9 protein-coding genes are annotated in these 11,544 nt (G+C 58.2%); 4 read left to right on the top strand and 5 right to left on the bottom strand.

From position 1 onward, the window contains the following. Positions 1–52 precede the first annotated feature (52 nt). From K227x_RS06240 to K227x_RS06230, 3 genes are read right to left on the bottom strand one after another with little or no spacing between them, the layout of a single operon-like run. On the bottom strand, positions 53–991 hold the full coding sequence (locus K227x_RS06240; RefSeq protein ID WP_145168734.1) for a hypothetical protein: 939 nt from the start codon (positions 989–991) through the stop codon (positions 53–55). Next, the gene (locus tag K227x_RS06235; RefSeq protein WP_145168733.1) at positions 981–2,063 is read right to left on the bottom strand and encodes a stage II sporulation protein M; all 1,083 of its coding nucleotides are present in this window, start codon (positions 2,061–2,063) and stop codon (positions 981–983) included. Before K227x_RS06235 ends, K227x_RS06240 begins: the two co-directional genes overlap by 11 nt. Beyond that, on the bottom strand, positions 2,060–3,151 hold the full coding sequence (locus K227x_RS06230; RefSeq protein WP_145168732.1) for an RDD family protein: 1,092 nt from the start codon (positions 3,149–3,151) through the stop codon (positions 2,060–2,062). The genes K227x_RS06235 and K227x_RS06230 overlap by 4 nt, the downstream gene beginning before the upstream one ends. A 191-nt stretch (positions 3,152–3,342) precedes the next feature. Here K227x_RS06230 and K227x_RS06225 point away from each other — a divergent pair, with 191 nt between their 5' ends. Together K227x_RS06225 and K227x_RS06220 are read left to right on the top strand one after the other, a co-directional pair. Next, positions 3,343–4,902 carry an Nramp family divalent metal transporter gene (locus tag K227x_RS06225; RefSeq protein ID WP_145168731.1) on the top strand — a complete coding sequence of 520 codons (1,560 nt, stop codon included), beginning with the start codon at positions 3,343–3,345 and terminating at the stop codon, positions 4,900–4,902. Between the two features lie 188 nt (positions 4,903–5,090). Then, positions 5,091–6,071, top strand: coding sequence for a Gfo/Idh/MocA family protein (locus K227x_RS06220; protein WP_145168730.1), 981 nt, complete (start codon positions 5,091–5,093; stop codon positions 6,069–6,071). Positions 6,072–6,144: 73 nt separating this feature from the next. On the opposite strand, the gene K227x_RS06215 is transcribed toward K227x_RS06220, so the two are convergent. Beyond that, entirely contained in the window at positions 6,145–7,575 is a 1,431-nt protein-coding gene (locus K227x_RS06215) for an undecaprenyl-phosphate glucose phosphotransferase (protein ID WP_246146578.1), read from the bottom strand. 106 nt (positions 7,576–7,681) lie between these two features. Then, positions 7,682–8,614 (bottom strand): carboxylating nicotinate-nucleotide diphosphorylase, encoded by a 933-nt coding sequence (gene nadC, locus K227x_RS06210; RefSeq protein ID WP_145168729.1) that lies wholly within the window; start codon positions 8,612–8,614, stop codon positions 7,682–7,684. Positions 8,615–8,756: 142 nt separating this feature from the next. Between nadC and K227x_RS06205 the strand changes: the two genes are divergently transcribed. Together K227x_RS06205 and uvrB are read left to right on the top strand one after the other, a co-directional pair. Then, positions 8,757–9,143, top strand: a complete 387-nt coding sequence (locus K227x_RS06205; RefSeq protein ID WP_145168728.1) for a ComEA family DNA-binding protein — start codon at positions 8,757–8,759, stop codon at positions 9,141–9,143. A gap of 202 nt (positions 9,144–9,345) precedes the next feature. Continuing rightward, the gene (uvrB, locus tag K227x_RS06200) at positions 9,346–11,499 is read left to right on the top strand and encodes an excinuclease ABC subunit UvrB (RefSeq protein ID WP_145168727.1); all 2,154 of its coding nucleotides are present in this window, start codon (positions 9,346–9,348) and stop codon (positions 11,497–11,499) included. The last annotated feature ends 45 nt before the right edge of the window (positions 11,500–11,544 follow it).

The following is an 11,544-nucleotide window of genomic DNA, read 5'->3' as shown; positions in this document are numbered from 1 at the left end:
CTTCCAGAGACGAGTTTTCTGGCCACCGAGGCCGCGAATGGGAACCTGCCGATCACTGTGTCACCTCGACTACCGGTGCGTCGACGGGGTCTCCGAATTGACGAATCGCTTCGGCCCGAACAGCCAATTCGACTTCCCAACCTTCCAAACGAATCCGCGTATCCAAATAGTTCAGCAACCGGACCAGCACACTGATCCCGGCCACGGTCCACAAGGCGACCGGATAGATCAACAGCAGCACCCACAGATCCAAAAACGCCCAATTTCCGATGCTGATCCCACGCGCCCACATCAACGAATAGAGCACACTTAGCAACAGCACGCCCAGCACCAACGATACCGCAATGAACCGACCGCTTAGGTCGCCGCCCATCGGTCCGTGCAGCGACGTCGAACGCCGCCGAGCGGTAATGACCAGTTCATCGGGACTACGAATCGGACACTGTTCCAACAACAGAATTTCTGGCAAAAACGGACGGCTGGACCGAACCACTGCGATCCAGATCAGCAAACTGACGGGCACCAAAACGTCCCAAAACGCGGACGCAGGTTGCCCCCAACGGATCAAGCAAACCACCATCGCCGGCACCGCCATCCGAACAACACCTAGAGTCCAAAACCAGCGACCAAATTGACGTTTCGCCTCGGCAAACACGGCACTCCATGTGGGTCGTTTTTCGAACACGGCTTGGCCTAAATACACAGTCGTCAGTACACCAGCGGCGGGAGTTTGGGCGACGACCAACAACGCCATCCAGGCTAGATAGCGAATGATTTCCGACATCGCCTCTTCGTCGTCCAAACCATAGCCCGATTCGACGATCGGAATCCAACTGAGGATCGCCGCGTTCAGGATCGCCCAGGGCAGGGCACCGAGCACGAACCCCACCAACAACGCGGCCGGATAACGACGGATCATCACCAACGCTAAATCACCGATTTCGGAAAGCGTTCGTAGTCGAATCACGACATGAGTTTGATCAAGTTGCATGCCGTTGCTCCGGTGCGATTGATTCGTCCACGGGATCCGGGAATGACCACGGCGACGACACCTCCGGCGCGGGTTTCAGCTGAAAACCATCCCGTGGAAAACCGAGCACCACAAAGTAGAAACTGATCAAACCGGACGACAAAATCGCCCAGCCAGCCTTCACAAAGTAGGGCAGGGGACTGGGCGACAAGAACCCCTCGGTAAACGCCGCCAAAGTGAACAGCACCGCGGAGGCAACCATCACCGGCACCGACCGCATCGCATTGACACGCAATGAGTCCGTTCGAGTCAGGCCGGCCGTGTAGAACAAACCGACCCCCAATCGCAATCCGGCCGCTGCGGACAACGCGATCGCCGTCAATTCGAAGGGGCCGTGCGCGGTTACAAAGTGATAGAAGTTATCGCCACCAACGGCACCGTCGCGTCCCATGTATCCAAACACGGTCCCTAGAGTCACGGCATTGAAAGCCAGGATGAACAAACAGGGGATGATCAGAATCCCATAAGCAAAACACTGCAGACCGATTCCGGTGTTGTGCATGATGTAAAACCCGGCCATCGGAACGTAGTGATCCAGCGAACCGTTGAGCGGTTTTTCGTACATTTCTTCCATCTGTTCCAACTGGGCCGATCCCACCATCGCTTCGGCAAATCCTGGAAACAGTGTCTCGTTGCGGCCGATGTACATCGACAGCGCGAACAATCCAAAGAACACGATCGTGGCGATCCGCACACAGGGATCGCGAAAAATCTGTTGCGGGGCCTCGCGAAAAATCACATCGCCCCAGCGAGTCGGTTCGAACTTGTTTGCACGGTACAGTTGGTTGTGGGATCGAGCGACCAGGCGGTGCAGGTACGTCACCGTGCCCGGCGGCAATTGGTAGGCATCGGCCAGTGCTAGGTCGGCACAGGCCGATCGATACAGTTCCGAAAACCGCGAAACACCTTCGGCACCGCGATGATGGGCGGCACCCGCTTTGTCGGTACGTCCGCGCATTTCCATCGCGTCACAAAGTGCTTCCAATTCCGACCATTGGACGCGGCGTTTTTCCAGCAGTGTGGCTACGTTCACGACGACTCCGATGCATTCCCTGGCGCAGGCGACTGCGACGTGGATTCAGGCGATGGGGATTCAGGTGATGGAGGCGCCGCGGTGGATGGCGCCGCGGTGGAGGATGGCAGCGAACCGCCGGACGGCAAAACGGCCTCGGTCATCGGTTGCGACGCCCCTGTGTCGGTGACCACTTCGGCGGTCGGAATTCCGTCGAAGTGGGGCACCGGTTTATTGGCATCGCGACGTAGCGGGCTATAGCCAGCCAACGGCCCCAGATCGGGCAATTCCGCTGAACTGTCGGCCAGAAACGTTTTGTAGTACAGAGCGTACATCAACAGGTCGGGATCGATATCGCTGCGAAAATCAAATCGTTCGATCAGCGGATTGGTCAAATGCCGAGCGACTTCGCGGCGCCGGGCCGACGTCAAATAGTGCCTGCGTTCGGCATACACCGCTAGGGTTCTGGCCATGCTTCGTGACACGCGGTAGTCGCCGGGGAAAAACGATGCCAATGCCGGAACACGCGGATCACCCACTTTCGCGATCGGCAATCGCCAACTGCGTTCATCCACAATCACCATCGTTCCCGCCGCCAAGTCGCCAAGTCTTTGCATCCGGCGGGTCACCAACATTGTCGCCAGCCCGACCATGCCGGTGGGAATAATGAAGGCAGGGGGCACCGTCTCGGAAAACGTACTGACCGCAGCGATGGGGGCCAGATCGGCGATCCGAAGCAGGTTGCGCAGAAACGCTCGCTTGCCGCTGATCGGCCGACCATCGACATCAATCGCTCGAATTCCCAACGCCCATTTCCCGACCGTGCGTCCGTTGTAATACGTTTCCATCAGCGTGCCGTAGAACCAACTGATTCCAAAGTACACCAGAAAACCGGCAGCGATCGCGAACGGTCCTAGCAATGCAAAATCGATCAGCCCACCGATCAGGTAGATGCCGATCACCAAGCCAAAGATCAAAATCCAGCGGACGGCGACGTCGATCAGGTAAGCCGGCAAACGGCGAAACGGCCCAGCAAGCTGATAGTTGAACGCGATGTTCTCGGGCGTGACGACCGCGATCGTGGTGTCCAATGCGTAAGAGGCGGCCATGCGGCGGTCGTGCTGATTACGAGTGAGGTGATTTCAGTGAGCCGAAATGGACGAACGATCCGCCGGACCCATTATCGTTGGCAAGTCACTTGGATTGCAACGCGGGGCCAGCGTTTTCATCCCACGCCGCGCTACGAAACCTGCTAAAACGGCAAATCATCCCGCTTTGCCCCCCTGCCTTTGCCACGCCCATGACCGCTTCGACATCGGAAAATGCTGATTCCCCGGTGGCACCGCCCACGGATCCGCTACGAATCATTCGCTGTGTCGGCCCGGGATTGATCGTTGCCGGTTCGATCGTCGGCAGCGGTGAATTGATCGCGACGACGAAGACCGGCGCCGAAGCCGGGTTCAGCCTGTTGTGGCTGATCATCCTGGGGTGCGTCGTCAAGGTGTTTGCTCAGATCGAATTCGGGCGTTATGCGATCATCAGCGGCAAAACCACGCTGCGGGCGTTGGACGAAGTCCCCGGCCCGCGCATCCAAGGTCGCGGAAACTGGTTGGTTTGGTATTGGTTGGTGATGTGGCTATGCAGCATCAGCCAACTGGGCGGGATCGTCGGCGGTGTGGGTCAGGCACTGGCGATCAGCATGCCGGTCACCGAAGCGGGTTCGCAGTACAACCAGATCGCGGACGACGAAACTCTGCTGCGGTTCGAAACCTATGCCAATCGCGATCTCCAGATTCAAAACGATCCCCAAGCATCCGCGAGATTGACACCGACGACCAACGACGCCGAAATTCAATCACGATGGAACGATTTCCGATCCACCTTTGGCGAAGATGCGAAGACCTACGACGCGGCGATTTGGGCGACGATCATGGCGGTCGTCACCAGCATCATTCTGCTGAACGGACGCTACGGAATGATCCAGTCACTTTCGACCGTACTGGTCGCGTCATTCACGGTATTGACCATCGTCAACCTGTTCATGCTGCAGGACCAACCTGATTTCCGTGTTCGATTCTCGGAATTCATCGGTGGTTTGAAGTTCGGTTTCCCAACCGCATCGGGCGACGCGCGGCCGATCGGCACGGCGCTGGCCACGTTCGGGATCATCGGCGTGGGCGCGGCCGAATTGGTGGTGTACCCGTATTGGTGCCTTGAAAAAGGTTACGGCAAGTTCGTGGGGACCAACGACGGATCACCTGAATGGACAGCACGCGCGGCTGGCTGGATGCGTGTGATGCGAGTCGATGCGTGGGGGGCGATGGTGGTCTATACGTTCGCGACGATCGCGTTCTATCTGTTGGGTGCTTCGATCCTGCACCGCGTCGAATTGAATCCCGAAAAAGACAACTTGGTACGGACGCTTGCGGTGATGTTCGTTCCCGTATTTTCGACCTGGGCATCGGCCATTTTTCTGTTCGGTGCCTTTGCGGTGCTGTATTCGACCTTTTTCGTTGCCAATGCCAGCCACGCACGCACGTTCTCTGATGCGATGCGCGTGATCGGACTGATCGATGATGACGACGTCACACGCCAAAAATGGATCCGTTGGCTCAGCGGCGCATTCCCTATTCTGTGCTTGGTGATCTATCTGGCGTTCCCCGCACCGGCGCAATTGGTGCTGCTAAGCGGCATCGCCCAAGGGATCATGTTGCCGATGCTGGCCGGCGCGGCTCTGTATTTCCGATACCAACGGTGTCCGCAGGGACTGACACCGGGCACATTATGGGACATCATGCTGTGGCTATCTGCCGCCGCCATGTTGGTCACCGGGCTGTGGACAGTCTGGACACAGTTCTAAACTGAGCCCAGGTCGACCGCACCGAACGGCAAATTCGCTGGTGCAACCCGTCATCTATCGCCGACGACGCCTGCCACCCTGGTTGGCTTGGTTGCCGTTTGGTAGCCGGCAACCATCGAATCGTGTTGCTTGGCGACGACCGCGTCCGTTTGTCCATCCACGCTTTTCTTCGTTTCAATCTGGATCTCATGAAACCATCGCCCACTCGTTTCGGCATCATCGGCACCGGCCGGATCACTCGTCGATTGGTTGCCGATCTACAGTCGACCGACGGAGTCGAAGTGACGGTGATCGCTAGCCGATCGGGGGAACGGGCCCGTTGGTACGGCGACCAGTACGGCATCGGCACAGCGGTCGAAGGGTATGCTGAACTGCTTGGCCGAGATGACATTGATGCGGTCTACATCTCGCTGCCCCCGTCGCTGCATGCCGAGTGGTCGATCGCGTCCGCCCAGGCTGGCAAGCACCTGTTGTGTGAAAAGCCACTGACCGTTTCGCCAACCGAGACGGACGAAGTCACAGCGGCGTGCCGCAAAGCGGGCGTGCGTTGGCTCGACGCGACCGGATGGCTGCATCATCCGCGCAGCGATGCGTTTCGAAGCTGGATCGACGATGGACGCTTTGGCAAGATTGGCCACATCAGCGCATCGGTTTCTTTCTACCAACCGTTTCAGTCGGGCGACCACCGATTGGATGCGTCGTTGGGCGGAGGTTGCATCTTAGATTTGGGTTGGTACGCCGGCGGACTAGCCCGCTTCGCCGCTGGCCAGATGCCAACCGCTGTTCAAGCCGACGCCGTCATGGTGGACGGTGTGTCCCAGCGGTTGACGGCGATGATGTGGTTCCCCGGCGGCATCACCGCCACGATTTCCTGCGGGTATGACACGGCAACTCGGAAATGGTTCGAAGTGGCTGGCAGCGACTCGTCACTGATTTGCGACGACTTCACTCGCCCATGGCCCGACAAACCCGCGCGATGCTGGATCCATGATGCGGCCGGAAAGGTAGACTCGGAATCGTTCGATGGACATCAAGAACGATCGATGATCACCCGTTTGATCGGCGACGGCCCACTGGAATTGTTCCAACAACAGGCCATCGACACCCAGCGGATCCTGGATTTGTTTCAGCGTTCGATCGACGAAAACGGTCAGCGGATCGAAGCCTAAATGGGCTGCGAAACAAGACCACTTCGGGCGTGCACCCGCGATCGGTCCGAAGGTCCCGCGATGACGGGGTTCTCTAGTAGGCTTCGTCTTGCTTCAAAACGACCAGCACGGTCCGGACAATGATTTTGATATCCAGCCACAGCGTCCAGCTGCGGATGTATCGATGGTCCCAGTCGACGCGGGCCTGCATCTTGTCCAACGTTTCGGTCTCGCCGCGGCAACCATTGACCTGAGCCAGCCCAGTGATGCCTGGCTTCACCTTGTGACGCAGCATGTAGCCGCGAATCAGGCTTCGGTACTGTTCGTTATGAGCCGACGCATGCGGACGCGGTCCGACCAATGACATCGTGCCCTCGATCACGTTGAACAACTGTGGCAGTTCATCCAGACTGGTTCGACGCAGAATGGCACCCACCTTCGTGATGCGGGCGTCGCCCTTGGTTGCCTGCTTCACAACGGCACCGTTGTCGCACGTCGCCATCGAACGGAATTTCCAGACCAAGATTTCTTTGCCATCCAATCCATATCGGCGTTGTCGAAAGAACACGGGACCGGATGAGGTGATTTTGACAGCGATTGCGATCGCCATCATCGGGATCGCTGCGGCGATCAATGCGCTGGTCGCCAACGCCACATCCGCCAATCGTTTGATAACACCATCGACGCCGAACAGTGGATTTTCAAAAACGCTGACTGCGGGCAAGCCACCGATGCTGGTCCACTGCGAATGCAGCAATTCGAACACAAAGAAATCGGGCACGATGTAAACCGAAACAGTCGAATCACTTAGCTGGTCCAACAGGAACCGGATCCTTTCTTCGGCACGCATCGGTAGCGTGATCAGCACCGTGTCGATTTCGCCTCGCTGCGCAGATGCCACCATGTCGGTAAGTTTTCCACGGACCTGATCGATCGGTACAGGCATGATGCTGGCGCTATCGCCCCCATCGTCATCGACTTCGTCACTGCTGCGCTGCTCGATGCGATCGTCGTAATACCCAACCATCTGCAGCCCCAAAGATGGATCGCCACTGATGTTTCGGGCTGTTTGGAATCCCAGATCATTGAAACCTGCGATTGCCACCCTGCGAACACCGACGCCGCGGCGAAGCAATCCCTGCTGCAGAATGCGCTGACACATCCGCCCCAAACCCACCAGCGATGGTGCCAGCACGATCCAAGCCAGGATGACCGAACGCGAAAAATGTTGTCCGTAGCGAGTCGCGAACGCCAACACAGCCAAAGCCATCACCGTGATCACCCAGGTGGCGACAAGACGCGTCAGTTCGCGATTCGGGGATCCCAAATCGGTGCGGCGATGAAATCCGGTCAGCTGCGAAACCAGCAAAAACACCACGATGGCAATCAAACCCATCGCGAAAGATTTTTCGTCCACACCACCACGCGCAAGCCATTTGACGATGGCCAGCGATGCCATCACCCCAGCGGCATCTAATGTCGGTTGCAGCACGTCCCACCAACGTCGTTGGGTGGTAATCGGCATACGGTTTTGCATGTCGGAAAGCAAGCATCAGCGGTTACGGTTCGTCCAATCGGTTGTCGAATCCTGCCCAGTGACTGGACAGGTCAACACCGATTCCGTTGAAACCCTAGCTTGCAGTTGCGTCGTACCAGTCGAAACCGAGGTCCAATGATGTGGCTTGATGGGTCAATGCACCGCTGCTGATTCGGTCCACACCGGTCGCAGCAATCGCGGCGATCGTATCAATTTTGACGTTCCCGGATGCTTCCAGTTCCACCGGCGACTGCGCCTGGTCACGGATCGCCACCGCCTGGCTGAGCGACGAGAGCGAAAAGTTATCCAACAGGATGATGTCGGGGCCAACCGGCAACACGTCACGAAACTGGTCCAGCGAATCGACTTCGATTTCGACCATGGACGGCGCCGTCAAACGATCGACCTGGCTTCCACGCCACTTTAGCGCACGCATGGCTGCGTCGCTGGCGGACATCGGCTTGTCGCCATCGCCTGCCAGCGCCAAGTGATTGTCTTTGATCAGGAAACCGTCATACAAACCGGTGCGGTGATTGTTTCCACCGCCACATCGGACCGAGTACTTTTCGATCAGCCGCCACCCCGGCGTGGTCTTTCGCGTGTCGTACAGCCGAGCCTTGGTTCCTGCGATCGCATCCGCATAGGTGCGTGTCAGCGTGGCGATTCCACACAAACGGCACATCACATTCAAGATGGTGCGTTCGGCGGTCAACAGGTCGCGGACATTGCCCTCGATGCTAGCCAGCGGCTGCATCGGTTCAAACGAATCACCATCCTTGAAATGGATGTCGCAGCGAAGGTCTGCGTCGAATTCGTCAATGATCCAGGGCAGGGTGGCCAGCCCGGCACAGATGCCTGGTTTGCGAGGCACCACTTGGCATCCGCCACGCCGTTCCGGGTCGATCAAGCACACCGTGGTCCAGTCGACTGCATCGCGAAGGTCCTCGGCGATCGACAACCGAACCAGCGATCGCACATCGTTTTCCATCGCGGCATCGGGCTGGACGACGTCATAGTCTTTTTTCATTGCACGGGCCTTCGGCGAAACAAAGCGTTGTCGGAACGGTGATGATGCCTGATAATATCGTCAGAACAAACAGTCGGCGTAGGCAGACACTTTGGACGTAGCCAGCGTCTGATACGCGTCAACACCGCGGGGCCACCGAAGCATGACGGAGCGACAGGAATGCGTCGAGTCGCCATTTGCCAGAACGCGAGTCCAGCGGACCATTGCGGGAACCGTCGCGTTTTCGCTGCTGATTGCTGCTGCGATCGGGACACGATCGCCGGCACCCCAGTTCCCGCCGATTGACCGGATCGGAATGGAAGTCGATTTGAACCGGGCGGCCGCACGCGAACTATCGCTGATCCCAGGTGTCGGCCCCGTTTTGGCAGAACGGATCATTCGCGACCGCTCGCTTCGCGGCGATTTCCAGAGCATCGACGACCTAGCAAGGGTCCATGGAATTGGCCCGAAAACGCTGGAAACACTGCGTCAGAACAGTTTCATCCGCCCGCCACCGGCGGCCCCGCGAATCGCGACCAGCAGCGAATAGGCGGCGATCCGAATGCCGGCACTTCGGCGGGGTTGTCCAGGGCGTTACCATTGGGCCAGAGATTGGATCACCGACCGCTTAGGATCGTGTGTTCGAGAAACGTTTGGCAACATCACCCGCCGGGGGGCGTTCCCGCCGGTGTGATGCCCACGAAGCGCCGAACTCTTGTCGATCGCTCATTGCTTAGCCCCGAACGAGTACGATGCCGAAACCTTCGCCCACCTCCGCCGCCAAAAGATCCGCCGCCGCCAAACCGGACGACCAGGGTCTGCCATTGGCGGATTTCCACCTGCACCAACCCTTCAAGCCGGGCGGCGATCAACCGCAAGCGATCGAACAGTTGACGCGGAATTTCAAGGCTGGCCGCAAGGAACAAGTCTTGTTGGGAGCCACCGGGACGGGCAAGACGTTCACGATGGCGAACGTCATCGCCAACGTCGGCCGACCGGCATTGATCCTAAGTCATAACAAGACGTTGGCGGCACAGCTTTACGGCGAGTTCAAAGAGTTCTTTCCCGAGAACGCCGTTCACTACTTCGTCAGCTATTACGACTACTATCAGCCCGAGGCCTACATCCCTCAGCGTGACGTCTATATCGAAAAAGATTCGTCGATCAACGAAGAAATCGATCGGCTGCGACTGGCCACGACCAGTTCGTTGGTTTCCCGCCGCGACGTTGTCATCGTTGCATCGGTCAGCAGCATCTACGGGTTGGGTTCGCCCAAAGAATACAAAGCCCAAATTGTGGCGTTGCACCGCGGCGAGAAAACACGCCGCGATCACCTGCTGTTGAAATTCGTCGACATCCTTTACGAACGCAACGACATCGCGTTCGAACGAGGCCGGTTTCGCGTCCGCGGCGACTCGATCGAACTGTGGCCTAGTTACGAAGAATTCGCCTATCGGATCGAGATGTGGGGTGACGAGATCGAACAGATTTCGATGATCAAACCCGTGTCCGGTGAAACCATCAAAGTACTGGACAACCTTTACATCTATCCGGCACGCCACTTTGTGATGCCCGAAAACCGTATCCAAGCTGCCTTGCGAGTGATCAAGGAAGAACTAGCCCAGCAGGTGGAAACCTTTCAATCGCAGGGAAAGCTGTTGGAAGCCCAGCGACTATCGGCCCGCACGCGATTCGATCTGGAAATGATGGCCGAAGTGGGTCACTGCCCGGGCATCGAAAACTACAGCCGACCGCTATCGGGCAAACCGCCCGGTGCGACTCCCGACACGCTGTATGACTTTTTCCCCGACGACTTCATCACGTTTGTCGACGAATCTCATGTGACCGTTTCGCAGGTCCGGGCGATGTATGCCGGCGACCGCAGCCGCAAAGAAACGTTGGTGTCGCACGGGTTCCGATTGCCCAGCGCGATGGACAACCGCCCGCTGAAGTTCGAGGAATGGGAGGCCCGCACCGGACAGATCTGTTTCGTCAGCGCAACACCGGCCGACTATGAACTCGAACGCACCAGCGGCGAAGTGGTGGAACAGATCATCCGCCCAACCGGACTGTTGGACCCGGTCGTCGAAGTCGTTTCGGCGCGCGGGCAGGTGAACCATCTGTTGGAAGAAATCCGCAAACGGGCAGCGATCGACGAACGCGTCTTGGTGACCGCTTTGACCAAACGTTTGGCCGAAGACCTGGCGACCTTCTTTCAAGAACAGAACGTGCGTTGTCGCTGGCTACACAGCGAACTGGACGCGTTTGAACGAGTCGAACTGTTGCAAGATCTGCGCGGCGGTCAATTCGATTGTTTGGTCGGCGTGAACCTGCTTCGCGAGGGCTTGGACCTTCCCGAGGTATCGCTGGTCGCCATTCTGGACGCCGACAAAGAGGGATTCCTGCGCAGCGAAACCAGCCTGGTCCAAACGATCGGGCGGGCAGCCCGGAACGCCAACTCGAAAGTCATCCTGTATGCCGACAAGGTGACCCGTTCGATGAAGTTGGCGATGGACGAAACCGAACGCCGACGATCGGTCCAACAGGCATACAATGAAAAGCATGGCATCACCCCGCAAACCGTTCGTAAAGCCATCCGGCAAGGCATCGAAGCCGATGCCAGCAAGCGGCGCAAGGCGACCGCGGAAGCCAAAGCCCAGTCCGACGGCGCCTACATCACGCTGGAGTACGTCGAGGCGTTGGAGCAAGAAATGCTTGCCGCCGCCGAGGGGTTGGAATTCGAACGGGCCGCCAGCCTGCGTGATCGCGTGCTGCAGTTGAAAGACAACATCGGCAAACCGCTGTCGGAAATCGAAGAAGAGAAACCCGCCCGTTCCGGTGGCAAAGGCGGCCGCAAAGGTCGCAAGGGAATCCGTGGCAGCAAGATCCCTCGCCCGAAAGCGTAAGGGCCGGCCGCCGGTCGATCACAATCGCTAATTCCAGCGATGCAC

Source organism: Rubripirellula lacrimiformis (assembly GCF_007741535.1).
Classification (GTDB): Bacteria; Planctomycetota; Planctomycetia; order Pirellulales; family Pirellulaceae; genus Rubripirellula; species Rubripirellula lacrimiformis.
The sequence above is the reverse complement of the archived record's forward strand: the minus strand, read 5'-3'. Positions and strand labels throughout refer to the sequence as shown.

Excerpts from the sequence above, each read along its gene's own strand:
- uvrB (WP_145168727.1), top strand. The coding sequence starts at position 9,346 with ATGCCGAAACCTTCGCCCACCTCCGCCGCCAAAAGATCCGCCGCCGCC.
- K227x_RS06240 (WP_145168734.1), bottom strand. The coding sequence starts at position 991 with ATGCAACTTGATCAAACTCATGTCGTGATTCGACTACGAACGCTTTCC.
- K227x_RS06230 (WP_145168732.1), bottom strand. The coding sequence starts at position 3,151 with ATGGCCGCCTCTTACGCATTGGACACCACGATCGCGGTCGTCACGCCC.
- K227x_RS06205 (WP_145168728.1), top strand. The coding sequence starts at position 8,757 with ATGACGGAGCGACAGGAATGCGTCGAGTCGCCATTTGCCAGAACGCGA.
- K227x_RS06215 (WP_246146578.1), bottom strand. The coding sequence starts at position 7,575 with ATGCCGATTACCACCCAACGACGTTGGTGGGACGTGCTGCAACCGACA.
- K227x_RS06225 (WP_145168731.1), top strand. The coding sequence starts at position 3,343 with ATGACCGCTTCGACATCGGAAAATGCTGATTCCCCGGTGGCACCGCCC.
- K227x_RS06220 (WP_145168730.1), top strand. The coding sequence starts at position 5,091 with ATGAAACCATCGCCCACTCGTTTCGGCATCATCGGCACCGGCCGGATC.
- nadC (WP_145168729.1), bottom strand. The coding sequence starts at position 8,614 with ATGAAAAAAGACTATGACGTCGTCCAGCCCGATGCCGCGATGGAAAAC.